The sequence below is a fragment of the Mycolicibacterium sp. P4_G11 genome, assembly GCF_056555145.1.
In genome coordinates, this window is the sequence record NZ_JBFUJW010000006.1 from 306,755 (window position 1) to 323,454 (window position 16,700).

Annotated in this window: 14 protein-coding genes and 1 pseudogene; 8 read left to right on the plus strand and 7 right to left on the minus strand. The window is 69.3% G+C overall.

What is annotated here, in order from left to right; genetic code table 11:
• Positions 1 to 58: 58 nt before the first annotated feature.
• The 4 genes from AC1U2B_RS15790 to recD all read left to right on the plus strand — a co-directional run bounded on the left by AC1U2B_RS15790 (position 59) and on the right by recD (position 9,197).
• A complete protein-coding gene (locus tag AC1U2B_RS15790; protein WP_480217491.1) occupies positions 59 to 757 on the plus strand; it encodes a crotonase/enoyl-CoA hydratase family protein in 699 nt (232 codons plus the stop codon).
• Between the two features lie 72 nt (positions 758 to 829).
• The gene (recC, locus tag AC1U2B_RS15795; RefSeq protein ID WP_480217492.1) at positions 830 to 4,126 is read left to right on the plus strand and encodes an exodeoxyribonuclease V subunit gamma; all 3,297 of its coding nucleotides are present in this window, start codon (positions 830 to 832) and stop codon (positions 4,124 to 4,126) included.
• Positions 4,126 to 7,437, plus strand: a complete 3,312-nt coding sequence (locus tag AC1U2B_RS15800; protein ID WP_480217493.1) for a UvrD-helicase domain-containing protein — start codon at positions 4,126 to 4,128, stop codon at positions 7,435 to 7,437. Before recC ends, AC1U2B_RS15800 begins: the two co-directional genes overlap by 1 nt.
• A gap of 41 nt (positions 7,438 to 7,478) precedes the next feature.
• The gene (recD, locus tag AC1U2B_RS15805; RefSeq protein ID WP_480217752.1) at positions 7,479 to 9,197 is read left to right on the plus strand and encodes an exodeoxyribonuclease V subunit alpha; all 1,719 of its coding nucleotides are present in this window, start codon (positions 7,479 to 7,481) and stop codon (positions 9,195 to 9,197) included.
• Here recD and AC1U2B_RS15810 read toward each other — a convergent pair.
• Positions 9,194 to 9,664 (minus strand): carboxymuconolactone decarboxylase family protein, encoded by a 471-nt coding sequence (locus AC1U2B_RS15810; RefSeq protein WP_071285751.1) that lies wholly within the window; start codon positions 9,662 to 9,664, stop codon positions 9,194 to 9,196. The genes recD and AC1U2B_RS15810 overlap by 4 nt on opposite strands.
• An 83-nt stretch (positions 9,665 to 9,747) precedes the next feature.
• Here AC1U2B_RS15810 and AC1U2B_RS15815 point away from each other — a divergent pair.
• Positions 9,748 to 10,713: pseudogene (locus AC1U2B_RS15815) on the plus strand (pirin family protein); the annotation flags it as partial.
• A gap of 18 nt (positions 10,714 to 10,731) precedes the next feature.
• Positions 10,732 to 11,061, plus strand: a complete 330-nt coding sequence (locus AC1U2B_RS15820) for a GNAT family N-acetyltransferase (RefSeq protein ID WP_480217753.1) — start codon at positions 10,732 to 10,734, stop codon at positions 11,059 to 11,061.
• Between the two features lie 12 nt (positions 11,062 to 11,073).
• Here the strand turns inward: AC1U2B_RS15820 and usfY are convergent, their stop codons facing one another.
• The 6 genes from usfY to AC1U2B_RS15850 all read right to left on the minus strand — a co-directional run bounded on the left by usfY (position 11,074) and on the right by AC1U2B_RS15850 (position 15,051).
• Positions 11,074 to 11,379 (minus strand): protein UsfY, encoded by a 306-nt coding sequence (gene usfY, locus AC1U2B_RS15825; protein ID WP_133759506.1) that lies wholly within the window; start codon positions 11,377 to 11,379, stop codon positions 11,074 to 11,076.
• Positions 11,380 to 11,479: 100 nt separating this feature from the next.
• A complete protein-coding gene (locus AC1U2B_RS15830; RefSeq protein WP_480217494.1) occupies positions 11,480 to 12,796 on the minus strand; it encodes a L,D-transpeptidase in 1,317 nt (438 codons plus the stop codon).
• A gap of 58 nt (positions 12,797 to 12,854) precedes the next feature.
• Positions 12,855 to 13,070, minus strand: coding sequence for a hypothetical protein (locus tag AC1U2B_RS15835; protein WP_480217495.1), 216 nt, complete (start codon positions 13,068 to 13,070; stop codon positions 12,855 to 12,857).
• Positions 13,071 to 13,122: 52 nt separating this feature from the next.
• Positions 13,123 to 14,175, minus strand: a complete 1,053-nt coding sequence (locus AC1U2B_RS15840) for a hypothetical protein (protein WP_480217496.1) — start codon at positions 14,173 to 14,175, stop codon at positions 13,123 to 13,125.
• A gap of 120 nt (positions 14,176 to 14,295) precedes the next feature.
• A complete protein-coding gene (gene cynS / locus AC1U2B_RS15845) occupies positions 14,296 to 14,766 on the minus strand; it encodes a cyanase (RefSeq protein ID WP_260937216.1) in 471 nt (156 codons plus the stop codon).
• A gap of 57 nt (positions 14,767 to 14,823) precedes the next feature.
• On the minus strand, positions 14,824 to 15,051 hold the full coding sequence (locus tag AC1U2B_RS15850) for a hypothetical protein (protein ID WP_480217497.1): 228 nt from the start codon (positions 15,049 to 15,051) through the stop codon (positions 14,824 to 14,826).
• Positions 15,052 to 15,155: 104 nt separating this feature from the next.
• Between AC1U2B_RS15850 and cynR the strand changes: the two genes are divergently transcribed.
• Both cynR and arr read left to right on the plus strand, forming a co-directional pair.
• Positions 15,156 to 16,064, plus strand: coding sequence for a transcriptional regulator CynR (gene cynR, locus AC1U2B_RS15855; RefSeq protein WP_480217498.1), 909 nt, complete (start codon positions 15,156 to 15,158; stop codon positions 16,062 to 16,064).
• A 184-nt stretch (positions 16,065 to 16,248) separates the two neighbouring features.
• Positions 16,249 to 16,677 carry an NAD(+)--rifampin ADP-ribosyltransferase gene (gene arr, locus AC1U2B_RS15860; protein WP_480217499.1) on the plus strand — a complete coding sequence of 143 codons (429 nt, stop codon included), beginning with the start codon at positions 16,249 to 16,251 and terminating at the stop codon, positions 16,675 to 16,677.
• Positions 16,678 to 16,700 lie beyond the last annotated feature (23 nt).

A 16,700-nucleotide genomic window follows, 5' to 3' on the forward strand; every position in this document is an offset into this window, starting at 1 on the left:
CCCGTCTAGCATCGGCTCAAACCCGTTCCCGGCCCGGGAACCGACCGAGGGAGAACCGATGAGCACCGTCACCTACTCCGTGACCGATGCAGTCGCCACGATCACGCTGGACGACGGCAAGGTCAACGTCCTGAGCCCGACGATGCAGCAGAACATCAACGCCGCGCTCGATCAGGCCGAGCAGGCCGACGAAGTCAAGGCGATCGTGCTCGCCGGCAACAACCGGGTGCTGAGCGCCGGGTTCGACCTCGCGATCTTCGGCTCGGGTGACGCGGCGGCCGGGCTGGCCATGCTGCGCGGCGGCATCGAACTGAACGTCCGGCTCCTGCGTTTCCCCGTCCCCGTGGTGATCGCCGCCACCGGCCACGCGATCGCCGGCGGCTCGTTCCTGCTGGAGTCCGGCGACCACCGGGTCGGCTCTCCCACGATGCGGTGTCAGGCCAACGAGGTGGCCATCGGCATGACGGTGCCCCAGGCGTGCGTCGAGATCCTGCGCATGCGATTGACCAAGGCGGCCTTCCAGCGGGCGGTCGGCCTGGCCGCGACGTTCACCGGTGAGGAAGCGCGGGCGGCCGGCTGGGTGGACGAGATCGTCGAGCCGGAGAACGTGTTGAGCCGTGCTCAGGAGGTGGCCGCCGGCTTCGCCGCGACGCTGCACACCAAGCATCACCTGGCCAGCAAGCTCAAGGCCCGCGCCGAATCGCTGGCCGCGATCCAGGCCGGCATCGACGGTTTGGCCGCCGAGTTCGGCGGGTAACGCCCCGCTTCGACAAAGCTGTCGGCGGCCCGCGTCGGCCGAAATGTCGGTGTCCCGACCTAGGGTGGTCCGATGGCGCTACACCTGCACCGAGCCGAGGACACCGGCGCGCTGGCCGCCGGGCTGGGTGCGCTGCTCGCTCAACCGCCGGCGGATCCGTTCGCCGCCGAGCTGGTGCTGGTGTCCGCGCGTGGCATGGAACGCTGGCTCAGCCAGCAGCTGTCCCATGTGCTCGGCCAGGGCGCGGCCGCCGACGGCGTGTGCGCGGGCATCGAATTCCGCTCCCCCACATCACTTCTCGCGGAGATCACCGGCACAGTCGACAGCAACCCGTGGGACCCCGACGCCATGGTGTGGCCGCTGCTGGAGGAGCTCGACGACCTCGGCACGACCCACCCCGATTGGGCGCACACCCTCGCGGCACACCTGGGCTACGCCGAACTGGGCAGTCCCGAGGAGACCCAGCTGCGGCAGGGCCGCCGGTACGCGGTGGCCCGGCGGCTGGCGGGTTTGTTCGACACCTACGCCAAAGCCCGGCCGGCGATGCTCGCCGATTGGTGCGACGGTGGCAGCTCCGACGGCGCGGGCGGCCGGCTGGACGACGACCTGCTCTGGCAACCACACCTGTGGCGGGCGACCGCCGCCCGCATCGACGCCGACCCACCCTCGGTACGGCAGGCGAAAACCATTGCCCGCCTGACCGATTCACCGTCGGCGCTGCCGGCCCGGCTGTCCCTGTTCGGGCATACCCGGCTGCCCGCGGCCGACCTCGAACTACTCGGGGCGTTGGCCACCCATCACGATCTGCACCTGTGGCTGCCGCATCCCAGCGACCCGTTGTGGCAGACGCTGTCCGATCTGCGCGGTCAGGAGCCCCGGCGCGGGGACACCAGCCGGCTCCGCGTGAGCCATCCGCTGCTGCAGACCCTCGGCCGCGATCTGCGGGAGCTGCAACGCGGCCTGCCCGCCGCGCAGACCGATCAGTTCCATCCCCGTAGCGGGTTTCCGGACACGTTGTTGGGCTGGCTGCAGTCCGACATCTCGGCCGACGAGGTGCGGCCCGGCCCGCGGCGTCAGCTGCTGAAGGACGACCGGTCCGTCCAGATCCATCGCTGTCACGGTGCGGCCCGGCAGATCGACGTCCTGCGCGACGTGCTGCTGGGCCTGCTCGACGACGACGAGACCCTGCAGCCACGCGACATCCTGGTGATGTGCCCGGACATCGACACCTACGCACCGCTGATCACCGCAGCGTTCGGCGCGGGTGAGCATGCCGACCGGGGCCACCCGGCCCAGGGCCTGCGGGTCCGGTTGGCCGACCGCGCGCTGACCCAGACCAATCCCCTGCTGGGGGTATTGGCCGAACTGCTCGACATCGCGGACGGCCGGGCCACCGCCAGCGCGGTGCTCAGCCTGGCGCACAGCGATCCGGTGCGCCGGCGCTTCGCACTCAGCGACGACGACCTGGTGGACATCACCGAATGGGTTGGCGCAGCAGGTATTAGGTGGGGTTTCGACGCGGCGCACCGCACCCCGTACGAACTGCAGCGGTACCCGCAGAACACGTGGCAGTTCGGGGTCGACAGGCTGCTCGTTGGCGCCGCGATGTCCGACGACTCGCAGGCCTGGCTGGGCACCGCCTTGCCGCTCGACGACGTCGACTCGAACCGCGTCGAATTGGCAGGCCGGTTGGCGGAGTACGTGCAGCGACTGCGCGGCGTCGTCGACCGCCTCACCGGCGCGCAGCCGCTGGACGGCTGGGTCGAGGTGTTGCGGGACGGCATCGCGCAGCTCACGCGGGTCGGTGCCGACGACCAGTGGCAGCAGGGGCAACTCGACCGCGAACTGGCGAAAGTGCTGACCCGCGCGGGATCTCGGTCCGGCACGACGCTGCGGCTGCCCGATGTCCGGTCCCTGCTGCGACGGCAACTGGCCGGCCGCCCGACGCGCGCCAACTTCCGCACCGGCACCCTGACGGTGTGCACCATGGTCCCGATGCGTTCGGTGCCGCACCGGGTGGTGTGTCTGGTCGGGCTCGACGACGGCGTCTTCCCGCGCACCAGCATCGCCGACGGCGACGACGTCCTGGCCCGTCATCCGCTCACCGGCGAACGCGACATCCGCTCCGAGGACCGGCAGTTGCTGCTCGATGCCATCTGCTCGGCCACCGACACCCTGGTCATCACCTACACCGGCACCGACGAGCACTCCGGTGAGCACCGGCCACCGGCCGTCCCGGTGCAGGAGCTGCTCGACGCGCTCGACCGCACCACCGGCGAGCCGGTGCGCCGCCGCATCGTGGCCGATCACCCGTTGCAGCCCTTCGATATTCGCACCGTCGCCCGCGACGGGTTGGTGCCCGACCGGCCGTTCACCTACGACCCGGCGGCGTTGCGCGGGGCCAGGGCCGTCCTCGGGGAACGCCGGCCGAAGCCACGGTTGATCGATGGCCCGCTGGACGAATCACCGTGCGGCGACGTCGAACTGGCCGAGCTGCTGAGGTTCTTCGCGAACCCGGTCAAGGGCTTCTTCCGGGCGCTGGACTACACGCTGCCGTGGGACGCCGACGAACTGTCCGATGCCATCCCGGTCGCCATCGACGGTCTCGGCAAGTGGGCGGTCGGGGAACGCATGCTCGACGACCTGAAGATAGGCCGGGATCCCGACTTCGTCATCGGCGCCGAGTGGCGGCGCGGCACGCTGCCGCCGGGACACCTCGGCTGGCGTCAGGCCCGCGAAATCCGCGGCGAGGCCATCGAACTGGCGACGGCCGCGCGGACGCTGCAGCGGGGCGAGGCCGGTGCGTTGGATATCGATGTGGACCTGGGCGCCGCGCGCAGGCTCACCGGCACCGTCGCCCCACTGTGGCAGGACCGGACGGTGACGGTCACCTATTCGAAGCTGGGCGCCAAGCACCGACTGCAGGCCTGGGTCACCCTGGTGGCGCTGGCCGCGGGCGCACCGGAGCGGGAGTGGGAGGCGTACTGCATCGGCCGTGGTCCGCGGAACACCATGCAGGCCATGGCGTACCAGCCTCCGGAGCAACCGCTTTCGGTGCTGCGCGACCTGGTCGCGATCTACGACGCGGGCCGGCGCGAACCGCTGCCACTGCCGTTGAAGACGTCGTTGGAATGGGCGCGGGCGCGGCAGTTCGACGACCCCGTACCCGAGCGGGGTGCCGACTCGGAGTGGCGCTGGGAGAAGGACGGCGCCGAGTATGTCGAAGTGTGGGGACCGGCCGCGCCGTTGGCGGTGCTCCTCGACGCGCCGCGGCCCGACGAGGTCGCCGTGCCGGGTGAGAACACGCGCCTGGGGGCCTACGCGTCCCGGCTGTGGCGGCCGCTGCTCGATGCGGAACGGCGGGTCTGATGGACGCCTTCGATCTACTCGGCCCGCTGCCGGAACCGGCGACGACGACGGTGCTGGAAGCCAGCGCCGGTACCGGCAAGACCTATGCCCTCGCCGGCCTGGTGACCCGGTACGTCGCCGAGGGCGCCGCCACGCTGGACCAGATGCTGCTGATCACGTTCAGCCGGGCGGCCACCCGGGAACTGCGGGAACGGGTGCGGGCCCAGTTGGTGAAGACCGTTGCCGCGCTGGATGATCCGCCCGCCGATGCGGACGACCTGATCCGCCACCTGGCCGCCGCGGCGCCCGACGAACTGGTCCTGCGCCGCGCCCGCCTGCGCGCCGCACTGTCGGATTTCGACGCCGCGACCATCGCCACCACGCACGAGTTCTGCGGGCTGGTGCTGCGTTCCCTCGGCATCGCCGGTGACACCGATTCGGGTGCCCAGTTGGTGGAGAGCCTCGACGAGCTGGTGGAAGAGATCGTCTCCGACCTGTACCTGACGACCTACGGAGACCAGCGCGACGAGCCCGCACTGAGCTTCGCCGATGCGCTGGACCTGGCCAAGCGGGTCGTCGGCGATCCCAGCGCACAGCTGCGGCCCGCGACCGCCGACCCTGACAGCGTTGCGGCACAACGCTTGTCATTCGCCGCGGGAGTGCTCGAAGAACTCGAACGCCGCAAACGCCGGCAGGGGATGCTGAGCTTCGACGACCTGCTGAGCCGGCTGGCCACCGCATTGGAGGAGTCCGACGCACCGGCCCGCGACCGGATGCGCCGCCGCTGGCCGATCGTCATGGTCGACGAGTTCCAGGACACCGACCCGGTGCAGTGGCAGGTGATCTCGCGGGCCTTCGTCGGGCACAGCGCCGTCGTCCTGATCGGCGACCCCAAGCAGGCCATCTACGCGTTCCGTGGCGGCGACATCGTCACCTATCTGGATGCCGCCCGCAGCGCCGACCAGCGGCTGACCCTGGCCGAGAACTGGCGCAGCGACAAGGTTCTGGTGGACCGGCTGCAGACGGTGCTCAAGGGTGCGGCCCTCGGCGACGAGGACATCGTGGTGCATCCCGTCGAGGCACGCACCGACCGTCACCGGCTCACCGGGGCGCCGCGCAACGATCCGTTCCGGCTGCGGGTGGTGGCGCGCACGGAGTTCGGGACGCCGCAGCGCAGGATGGTCCCGATCGGCCAGTTGCGGCCGTACATCGCCAAGGATCTCGCCGCGGACATCTCGGTGCTGCTGGCCAGCGGCGCACAGTTCGATGGCCGGCCGCTGACCGCCGGCGACATCGCGGTGATCGTCGACAGCGGCCTGGACGCCGTACCGTGCCGGGACGCGTTGCTGGACTTGGGTATTCCGGTGGTGTATTCGGGTGACACCGATGTGTTCGCCTCGGCTGCGGCGGCCGAGTGGCTGCGGCTGCTCGATGCCTTCGACACCCCCAATCGCAGCGGCGTGGCGCGGGCCGCCGCGACCACCATGTTCTTCGGCCACCGCGCGGCGGATCTGGCTGCCGGCGGCGACGAGTTGACCGACCAGATCACCACCACCATCCGGCACTGGGCGGGCCTGGCCAGGGATCGCGGTATCGCGGCGGTGTTCGAGGCCGCGGTATCGCTGGGCCTGCCCGAACGGGTCCTCGGGCATCGAGGCGGCGAGCGGCACATGACCGACCTGGCGCACGTCAGCCAACTTCTGCACGAAACCGCGCACCGCGAGCGCTATCACCTGCCCGCCCTGCGAGATTGGCTGCGCCGCCAGCTGAAGGACCGCGGCGGCCCGGCCGAACGCAACCGCCGTCTGGACAGTGACGCCGCGGCGGTGCAGATCATGACGGTGTGGCGCAGCAAGGGCCTGCAGTTCCCGGTGGTGTATCTGCCGTTCGGGTTCAACCGGTTCGTCAAGGCGGACACCGTGCTGCGGTTCCACGACTCCGACGGCACGCGCTGTCTGCATCTCGGTGGCGCCGGGGCCACCGACCGCGCCGCGGCGGAGCAGGCCGGCCTGGCCGAGATCGCCGGGGACAACGTCCGGCTCACCTATGTGGCGCTCACCCGGGCGCAGTCGCAGGTGGTGGCGTGGTGGGCGCCGTCGCGGGACGAGCAGAACGGCGGTCTGTCGCGGCTGCTGCGGGGCCGCCGGCCCGGTGCCACCGCCGTACCGGACAGCCTTGTCCCACAGACGGTTTCGGATGACGACGCGATGGCCTGTTTCACCGCGTGGGAGCACGCGGGCGGCCCCGTGGTCGAGGCGGCCGAGCCCGTGACGCCGATGTCTCCGCCGGCACCGTCGGCGCCCCTGGATCTGGATGTGCGGCATTTTCATCGCAGCATCGACACTCATTGGCGCCGGACGTCGTATTCGGCTCTGGTCCGGGTCGTGCACGACGACGGGCAGGCCGTGAGCAGCGAACCGGACACGACGCTGCGGGACGACGAATCAGCGGACGTCGTCACCGAGGCACCGCCGGGTCCACTGCCCGGCGATCTGCCGTCGCCGATGGCGCAGTTGCCGGCCGGTGCTGCCTTCGGTTCGTTGGTGCACGCCGTGCTCGAACGGGCCGATCCGCTGTCCGACGATCTCACCGCCGAGCTGGCCGCCCGCATCGACGAGCAGTCCGGGCTGTGGAACGTCGAGGTGCCGACCGGCGAGCTCGCCACGGCCCTGGTGCCGATGCACGACACCCCGCTGGGCCCGCTGGCGCCGGGTTTCACGCTGCGGCAGATCGGATTGCGGGATCGGTTGCGGGAACTCGATTTCGAGATGCCGCTGGGTGGCGGCCAGGATCGGCCCGACGCGGCGCGGGACATCCGGCTCGGCGACGTCGGCGCGCTGGTGAGCGCGCTGCTGCCGGCGTCGGATCCGTTGTCCGCCTATGGTGCCCGGCTGCAGGCCGAACCGCTGGGGCACCAACGGTTGCACGGCTACCTGTCCGGTTCCATCGACGCGGTGCTGCGGGTGCCGGGCGAAGGAGGCCACAAGTATCTGGTGGTCGATTACAAGACCAACCGGCTGGGCGACTTCGGCACCGAGAACACGGCGGCGGACTACACCGCGCCGCGGCTCGCCGAGGCCATGATGCACTCCGATTACCCCTTGCAGGCGTTGTTGTATTCGGTTGTGCTGCACCGGTTCCTGCGGTGGCGATTGCCCGACTACGCGCCCGAACAGCATCTGGGCGGCGTGGCGTACCTGTTCGTCCGCGGCATGTGCGGACCGGCGACCCCCGTGGTCGACGGTCACCCGTGCGGGGTGTTCAGCTGGCAGCCCCCGGTCGAGCTGGTGAGCGGGCTGTCCGACCTGTTGGATCGAGGACGCGAATCATGACCGCACCGCTGCAGGCGACACCGGACCGGTTGCCCGACCCCATGGACTGGCGCCAGGTACCCGCGGCCACCGGTCTGCTGGCGACGTTCAATGCCGCCGGAGTACTGAACGCGGCCGATATCCATGTGGCCCAGAGATGTTGCGCGCTGGCGGACGAGGCCGGCGAGGTCGTCGCGCTCGCGGTCGCGCTGACGGTCCGGGCGCTGCGGGAAGGCTCGGTGTGCGTCGACCTCACCACCGTCGCCGAGGACGTCGGCAGCGGGGCCGACGGCGACCTGCCGTGGCCGGCTCCCGACGAACTGATCGCCGCGGTCGCGGGCGGTCCGTTGACGGGCACCGCCATCCGGCTGGACCACGAGCGACTGCTGTACCTCGACCGCTACTGGCGCGAGGAACAGCAGGTGTGCACCGACCTGCTGGCGCTGTCGGCACAGGGATCGCAGTCCGTCACCGATATCGAGCTCGAACGACTTTTCCCGCCAACGGGTTTCGCGGAGCAGCGGGCCGCGGCGCAACTCGCGCTGACGCAACCGGTGACGGTGCTGACCGGCGGCCCCGGCACCGGCAAGACCACCACCGTGGCCCGGCTGCTCGCGCTCCTGGCGCAGGCCGCGCACCCAGGCCGGCTGCGCATCGCACTCGCGGCGCCGACCGGGAAGGCGGCCGCCCGGCTGCAGGAAGCGGTCTCGGCAGAGGTGGCCAAGCTGGATACCGCGGACCAGGAACGGCTCAGTGGGCTGCGGGCCGTCACGCTGCACCGCTTGCTCGGCGGGCGCCCCGACAGCGCCTCGCGGTTCAAGCACCACCGCGGCAACCGRTTGCCGCACGACGTCATCGTCGTCGACGAAACCTCCATGGTGTCGCTGACGCTCATGGCCCGGCTGCTCGAGGCCGTCCGGCCCGACGCCCGGCTGCTGCTCGTCGGCGACCCCGACCAGTTGACCTCGGTGCAGGCGGGCGCCGTGCTCGCCGATCTGGTCGACGGGCTCGCCGACCACCCGTCCATCCAGATCGCTGCGCTGCGCACCACGCACCGGTTCGGCGCGGCGATCGGCGGGCTGGCCGAAGCGATCCGGTCCGGTGCCGCCGATCAGGTGCTGGCCCTGCTGCGGGCCGGGGATCCGGCGATCGAATTCGTCGAGGATCCCGACCCGGCCGCGGTGTTGCGCCCGGCTCTGGTGGGCCACGCACTGAGAGTTCGCGAATGCGCGCTACTGGGCGCCGGCGACGACGGTCTCGCGGCCATGGACGAACACCGCCTGCTGTGCGCGCACCGCGACGGGCCCTATGGGGTTCGGCACTGGAACCGTCAGGTGGAGCGCTGGATCACCGACGAGACCGGGCAGGCCACCTGGTCGCCGTGGTACCCCGGCCGCCCGCTGCTGGTCACCGCCAACGATTACGCACTGGGCATCTACAACGGCGACACCGGCCTGGTCGCCGCCGGGCCGGACGGCGTCCAGGTGTACATCGCGGGTGCGACTGCGACGCAACAGTTCTCGCCCAGCCGCATCGTCGACGTCGAGACCATGTACGCGCTGACCATCCACAAGAGCCAGGGCTCGCAAGCCGGCGAGGTGACGGTGATCCTGCCGCCCGCCGACTCCCGGCTGCTGACCCGCGAGCTGTTCTACACCGCCGTCACTCGTGCGAAGAAGAAGGTGCGCATCGTCGGGTCGGCCGACGAGGTGCGGGCGGCGGTCGAACGTCAGGCACTGCGCGCGTCGGGTCTGCGGGACCGGCTGCGGGCCAGTACCTAGGGCCGCACCGGATGCCGGCTCAGGATCGACACCCGGTTGAAGGCGTTGATCGCGGTGGCCACCCAGATGACCGCGGAGAGCTCGTCGTCGCTCAGTACCGCTCGTGCCCTTGCGTATTCGCGTTCGGCGGTGTCGTGGTCGGGCAGCGTCGTGGTGATCTCGGCCAGCCGCAGCGCGGCCCGTTCCTGCTCGGAGAACAGTTCGGTGTCACGCCACGCACGCAGTGTCGCCAGCTGCTTTTCGGTGACGCCCGCCTTCACCGCGCGCCGGTGATGAATCTCCAGGCACGACGGGCAGCCGTTGATCAGCGACACCCGCGTGTTGATCAGTTCCACCAGCGCGGGTGGCAATCCGGCCTCGGCGGCGGTCTTGCCGACCGCGGTCGCCACCGCCACCAGCGCCCGGTAGGCGTGGGGCGACTGTTTGTCGATGTGCACGTGCGGGAGGCCCGGTTCGGTGGTGTCCATTGCCTACTTCCAGGTTGCGGTCAGGACGGCGCGGGTATGGTCTGAGCGAACGCGACGATGGTACGCAGCCGGGAAGGCGAATCGTGAGCAATCTTGAGGCAGACCCCATCGAATACGACTGTGCCGCCGGGCCTCCCAACCGCATCGAGATTCTGGAGCCGCGTGAGGTGCCGCTGGGCGGGCCGCGCGCGATGATGGTCCGTCGCACCTTGCCGCAACGTGAGCGCTCGCTGGTCGGCGCGTGGTGTTTCGCCGACCACTACGGCCCGGAAGACGTACGCACCAAGGCCGGGATGGACGTCCCGCCGCATCCGCACACCGGTCTGCAGGCGGTCAGCTGGTTGTTCAGCGGCGAGATCGAGCACCGCGATTCGCATGGCGTCCACGAAATGGTGCGGCCCGGCGAGCTCAACCTCATGACGGCCGGCGCCGGCATCTGCCACTCGGAGGTCTCCACCCCGGCAACGACCATCCTGCACGGTGTCCAGTTGTGGGTCGCGCTGCCCGACGCCGCACGCCACGGTCCCCGCAATTTCGATCACTATGCGCCACAGCCGGTTTCCTTCGGCGGCGCCACGGTGTCGGTCTTTCTCGGGGCACTGGCCGGGCAACAGTCGCCGGTGCACACGCACACTCCGCTGCTCGGCGCCCAGGTCGATCTGCCGGCGGGCGCCACCGTCGAGTTCGAGGTCGACCCCACCTTCGAGCACGCCGTGCTGCTCGATCAGGGGACGCTGACCGTCGCGGGCACGCCGGTACAGCCGTACGAATTGGCTTATCAGGGCGTCGGATCCACGCGCCTGACCCTCGCCAACACCGGTGCCGAACCGGCACGCGCCGTCGTCCTCGGTGGCACGCCGTTCACCGAAGAACTGCTGATGTGGTGGAACTTCGTCGGGCGCACGCACGACGAGATCGTCGAGTACCGCAATCAGTGGCAGGCCGAATCCGAACAGTTCGGCGAAGTCATCGGCTACCAGGGTGCGCCGGCACGGTTGCCCGCTCCCCCGCTACCGACCACCCGCCTGGTCCCGCGGAAACCACCCACCGGAGGAAAGGCCCCAGTAATGCTCACCGACAAGAACGGCGAACCCGTCGAGGTGACCCAGGAAGCCGACCGGTTCTGCATCGCGGTCGAGGGAAAGTCCGTGGGGCTCACCGCTTTCATCGAGCATGGCGAGCAGCGGGTTTTCTACCACACGGAGATCGACCCGGCGTTCGGCGGGCGCGGGCTGGCCAGCGTGCTGATCGCCCAGGCGTTGACGACCACCCGGGAGCAGGGCAAGCGCATCGTGGCGATCTGCCCCATGGTCAAGGCGTACGTCGAGAAGCACCACGACTTCGACGACATCCTCGATCCGCGGACGCCGGAGATTCTGCGGCTGCTGCCGCGCTAGACCACCGGGCGGTCAGCCTGCGTGCAGGCGCCGTTCAGGATGGTCGGCAAGCCACCGCTGCTCGACTCGCTTGACCCGCAGATGCTCGAACGTGATGATGAGCGCCCCTGCGGTGACCAGCGCGCCGGCGATGAGGCCGAGCGGTAGCTCGAGCCCCGTGTGACCGAACGCGGTTGCGAAGACGAAGCCTGCGATGGTGACGATGCCGAGTGCGATCAGGCCCAGGCCAGGCAGCCACAGGGTGTCGATGAAGGATTCACCGGCGTGCGGTTGCGTAGTTCGGGAATGGTCCACCGGATCGTGATACGCGCCCTTCATTCGCATCTCCCTCCTTGCCGAAGATGCCCTAAGGCTACGCCGAAATACGGGCCATAGTGAGATAGTTCACACTTGGCCCGACCGGTCCCGCGAGGGGTGACTAGCGCGGCGGCAGCGGCGCGGCGACGGGTGCGACGGGAACAGGCGGCGGCGGCAGCGCGGAGCCGCGCACCCACTGGTCCCACGGCATGCTCCAGTCGCCGTTCTGGCTCAGCTTCTGCGGCTCGCCGCCGGTGAACTTCACCTCGACGATGTCGCCCGGCACGGAGAAGTCATAGAACCACTTGGCGTTCTCGCTGTTGAGGTTCAGGCAGCCGTGCGAGGTGTTCTGCTTGCCCTGCGCCCAGATGGTCGAGTTCAACTGGTGCAGGTAGATGCCGTCGTGACTGATCCGGGTCGCCCACGGGATGGTCTCCTTGTAGCCCAGGCGACTGCCGACCGGCAACCCGAACGTCGAGGAATCCATGATCACCGGGTTGGCCTTGTCCATCACGGTGTAGACGCCGGGCGGCGTCCAGAACGAGATGACGGTGTTGCCGACGGACTCGGTGCCGCCCATGCCCATGGAGGTCGGCATGGTGCGCACCAGCTTGCCGTTGTCGAAGACGCTGACCTGGTGAGTGTGGTCGTCGGCGACGGAAACGTGGGCATTGCCGATCCGGAACGAAACGTGCTCGTCCTGCTGACCGTAGGTGCCGGCGCCGAGCCTGAGGCCATAGATCTTCGCCGCGACCGTGACGGTCGTGTTCGGCGCGTAGTACTTCTCCGGGCGCCAGTGCGCGTTGGCGTCGTCGACCCAGTGCCACGAACCGGGAACCGGCGGGTTAGTGGTGACGACGAGGTTGCGCTCGGCGGCGGCCTTGTCCTCGATCTTCTCGTCGAAGTGCGCGGTGACCACGACGCCGACGCCGTAGGTCCCACCCTCCTGCAGCGAAGCGCCGGACACGGTGTTGAGGTACACCGCCGTCTGGTAGGTGGGGTCCAGCGTGGTGAAGCTCGACGTCTGCCGCGACGGCATGCCCGAGGGACCGCGCGCCTCGATGGTCATCGTGTACTTGCGGCCATAGCCGAGCTGCTCGGCGGGCGCCCAGGTCTTGCCGTCGGGTCCGAGGGTCCCGGGAATCTCTTTTCCGGCGCCGTTGACCATCGTCACCACGGTGATGGTGCCGCTGGCGGCCGTGACGTTGACGGGCGCGGCCGGGCTGACGTCCTTCGCCCCACCGGCCGGCGTGACGCGCAGCGCGGCGGGCTCGGGCGCGGCCGGCTGCGAGACGGACAGGTCGCGCGATGCAGCGACGACCTTGCAGCCCTCCTGGCAGCGCGACGTCGACGACACCACTGTCCCACCGAGCACGGCAAGGACGGCCAGCGCAGCAGCCAGCCAGGCGCCACGAACACGGCGGGATGACGTCAACACAGCTCCAAAGTTCGGCGTCGGCCAGGGATTGTCTGATTTGTGTACTCGAGGTACCGCATCAGAGTAAGCGGTCGGCCGGGTTCTCTGCACGTCGGATGGAGCTCGCTCCGATTTCGCCACAGCGTCGCTTCGGCGTGTCGGCTGGCAAACGCCCGTCGACGTGTGGTAGATGCTGATTTCGCGGCATTTCACCGACCTCGGGCAGCGTCGCGCTGACCAGCGCGTTCAGCCAAAGGTACTGCACACCAACACCTTTGAGCAACGTCAGCGCCACGACGATCAAATACCTTCAGCCGCAAAGCAATTCACGACAAAAGGAGGGCCGGCTACTGACTCGCGAATCGCGTGAGGGTGCCCCCGTGCATCGCGCGGCCGGCACGGGCCTGGCGGAAGCCGATCAGCCCACCCGCCCCGGTCAGCACCAGTAGGCCGGTGAAACCGGGAACCGCGACGGCGGCGACCTCACCGAGGCCGGCCGCGCGGAGGTCGTCCGAGTACCCGGCCCGATACGGCGCCGCCACCACGACGGCGTTGTCGGCCGCGAAGACCCGATCCGCCGGTGCGGGTCCGCGCACCGGCAGTTCCCCGGCGGCGCCGGTGTGGCCGGCAAAGCGTGAATTGGACTGCGCCCCACCGGATGCCGGTGGCCCGGTGCGGGCCCCGAAGTCACGGCCGAAGGAGACGGCCTGCGGCACGCCGGACGGCGGCGTGATGGCGGCCGACGTCAGCGACGCCGCTGCCGCGGCCAACCCGTCGACCACCGGCAGAGCCTGCGCCACAGCAAATCCGGGCAGCGCAGCCACGCTCTGGATCGGCTCACCCACGAATGCGGGCAGCGGACCCGTCAACGCCGTCACCGGCGCCGTCGGTGCGTCTGCCACAACGACCGCTACCTGACCGGCCGCCACGCTCGCCTGGACCAGCGGAGCCGAGACCGACTGGACAGACGGTGTGGCGGTGAGAGTTTCGGCAATGTTGTCTGATTCGCTGGCAGCCGCGCTCCCGGTCGTGCCGACGACACCCGACGGCAAGCCGGTCGATGCATTCGAGGACGAGTTCGTGGACGAAACGTTGGTGCCGTTGCGTCCGTCGCCGAACTTGGGCGTCAGTTGCTGGCCGACCGACGGCGCGACACCGAAGCCGCTGAGCGCGCCGGTTCCGGCCGTGGTCGCGGCGGTGGTCAGGCCGCCGAACACCTTGTGCAGATCGCCGATGGACGACAGTCCCGGACGCGAAGGGCTCGAACTGTCCCCACCTGTCTCAGCTGAAACACCCGGCGAAAGCGGCACGTCATGGGGCGCGGCATTCGCCACGCCGGCACCGAAGACCGGTGCGGCGACCAGCCAGGTCACCGCCGCCATGCGCAGGTGCGTCGCCACGCTGAGTCCACCCTCTCGAAGCCGGCCGTCAGCGGCCTTCGTCTAGTTTGCCACAAGAATTTGCCGTTGCGAAAATTTCTGTGGCCGACTACATCATATTAGGGCAGTCGGCACCAGATATCAGAACGGCACGGTGGGCAGGTACTTGCCGTCGAGGGTGATGACGGCACGTTCGCCACCATCGGGATCAGCAACCTTCTTCACGTCCAGTCGGAAGTTGATGGCGGAGATGATGCCGTCACCGAACTGCTCATGAACCAGTGCCTTGAGGGTGGTGCCGTAGACCTGCAGCATCTCGTAGAAGCGGTAGATGGTCGGGTCGGTGGGCACGCCGCCGGGGATGGAGCCGCGGGTCGGGATGGTCTGCAGCAACCGCACCGCGTCGTCGTCCAGGCCCAGCAGGGCACCGACGGCCTTCGCCGATTCCGCCGGGAGCGCGTGCTGACCGAGAACGGCAGCCGTCGTGAAGGCCACCGACAGACCGGCGGCGTCGGCGATCTGCTGCCAAGACAGGTCCTTACGGGTCTTGGCCTCGACAGCCGCGGCGGCGAGGAGCTGACGGGCGGTGGGGTCGAACTGGGCGTGAATCATGGCTGGTGCGTCCTTCCGGAGGTGGGTCGATGGTTCTGACGGGATGTCAGTGCTGGATCAATGCTGCGCCCACGTGCCGTAGGGCACCATCGGGTTGGTTCCGAACGGCACGTAGGGGTTGGCTCCGCCGATGAAGGTGTCCTGCGCGTACACCGGAACCGGCCCGGGCAGCGCCACCGTCCCGCCGTTGTCCGCCAGCGCCGGCGTGGCCAGTCCGATGCCGACCGCGGCGAGAGCTCCGGCGACCAGTCCGATTGTCGCGGCGGCGAGGTTGTTCGTGTTCATGATGATGCTTCCTTTCTTGCTGAATTCACCATGCATGAACAGCGTGTATAACGTCCAATAGCCAGTTTTCATGCCTCCTATAGACAACCTCTATAGTTGGTCTCATGGCCGGACTCGAGCTTCGTCACCTGCGGTATCTGCTCGCTGTCGCCGAACACGGCAACTTTTCCCGCGCCGCCGAAGAGCTATATGTGTCGCAACCCACGCTCTCCCAGCAGATCAAACAGCTGGAAAACACACTCGGAGTCCAGCTGCTCGACCGCAGCGGCCGCACCGTCCGGCTGACGGACGCGGGCACCGCCTTCGCCGACCGCGCCCGAAGCGCGCTCCGTGAACTGGCCGCGGCCGAACGCGCCATCGAGGACGTGCGCGACCTCAGCCGCGGTCACCTGCGCCTGGGCTTCACCCCGACGTTCACGAGTTACTTCGTCGCCCCGCTCATTGCCGAGTTGCACGCCCGCCATCCCGGGATCAGCCTGACGGTGGCCGAGATGTCCCAGGACAGCATCGAAGCGGCGCTGCTCGCCGACGACCTCGACGTCGGCATAGCCTTCATCGGCTCCCCCGCCCCTGGCATCGACGCCGCCGCGCTGTTCACCGAGCACCTCGGCCTGGTCACCAGTGGCCCACGGGCCGAGGCCCTGCCCAACCCATTGCCCGTCCGCGCGCTGGCTGAGGTCCACCTGGCCCTGCTGAGCAGCGATTTCCTCACCCGTACCCATATCGATACGTACTTCGCGGAGCACCACGTCGACCCGAGGATCACCGTCGAGGCCAACTCCGTCCAGGCCCTCACCGAGATCGTGCAACGGACGCCGCTCGCAACGGTCCTGCCGGACGCCGTCACCCACGACCATCCGCATCTGACGCCGGTCCCGCTGGACCCGCCCATGCCGACTCGGACCGTCGCGCTCCTGCGCCGCGACGGCGGCTACCACAGCGCGGCCGCCTCCGCCTTCGTGCAACTCACCCACGAACTCGTCGCGACCCGGGGTTATGCGCCTGCTGGGTGATGGACCCGGGGACCTCGGCTGAACATGGTGCCGCGCCGGCGGTTTCATCGAATCGGCGGCGCCCCGGAATGCGAACGCGGGAGAACTCCCACTCTCAATTTATGGCAGACACCGGGGCTTGCCGCAAGGCCCCGGTGGTGCCGCACAATCGTCCGACCAAACGGTGAGACGACTGGGGGATGTCATGACGAACACACCGAAACCTTTTGAAGTGCACGAGTCGGGTGCGCTGCTGCACGGCACCAAAGCCGATCTCTCGGTCGGCGATCTGCTGCTGCCCGGACGTGCGTCGAACTACGAGACGGGCCGGGTCTCGAACCACGTCTACGTCACGCGAACACTGGACGCTGCGGCATGGGGCGCCGAACTCGCGGCCGGCGACGGCCCGTGCCGGATATACGTCGTCGAGCCCGTCGGCGAGTTGGAGGACGACCCCAACGTGACGGACAAGAAGCTGCCGGGAAATCCGACCCACTCGTACCGCACCCGTGAGCCGGTGCGAATCGTCGGCGAACTCACCGACTGGGTCGGGCACTCGCCCGAGCAGCTCCAGGCGATGCGCGACGGTCTGGCCGACCTGCAACGGCGCGGCCTCGCCGTCATCTACGACTGACGGGCTCCCCCTTCGGCAGCTGG

Bases quoted from the DNA above. Each gene is read 5' to 3' on its own strand.
- AC1U2B_RS15790 (WP_480217491.1), top strand. From the start codon at position 59: ATGAGCACCGTCACCTACTCCGTGACCGATGCAGTCGCCACGATCACG.
- recC (WP_480217492.1), top strand. From the start codon at position 830: ATGGCGCTACACCTGCACCGAGCCGAGGACACCGGCGCGCTGGCCGCC.
- AC1U2B_RS15800 (WP_480217493.1), top strand. From the start codon at position 4,126: ATGGACGCCTTCGATCTACTCGGCCCGCTGCCGGAACCGGCGACGACG.
- AC1U2B_RS15810 (WP_071285751.1), bottom strand. From the start codon at position 9,664: ATGGACACCACCGAACCGGGCCTCCCGCACGTGCACATCGACAAACAG.
- AC1U2B_RS15820 (WP_480217753.1), top strand. From the start codon at position 10,732: ATGCTCACCGACAAGAACGGCGAACCCGTCGAGGTGACCCAGGAAGCC.
- usfY (WP_133759506.1), bottom strand. From the start codon at position 11,379: ATGAAGGGCGCGTATCACGATCCGGTGGACCATTCCCGAACTACGCAA.
- cynS (WP_260937216.1), bottom strand. From the start codon at position 14,766: ATGATTCACGCCCAGTTCGACCCCACCGCCCGTCAGCTCCTCGCCGCC.
- AC1U2B_RS15850 (WP_480217497.1), bottom strand. From the start codon at position 15,051: ATGAACACGAACAACCTCGCCGCCGCGACAATCGGACTGGTCGCCGGA.
- cynR (WP_480217498.1), top strand. From the start codon at position 15,156: ATGGCCGGACTCGAGCTTCGTCACCTGCGGTATCTGCTCGCTGTCGCC.
- arr (WP_480217499.1), top strand. From the start codon at position 16,249: ATGACGAACACACCGAAACCTTTTGAAGTGCACGAGTCGGGTGCGCTG.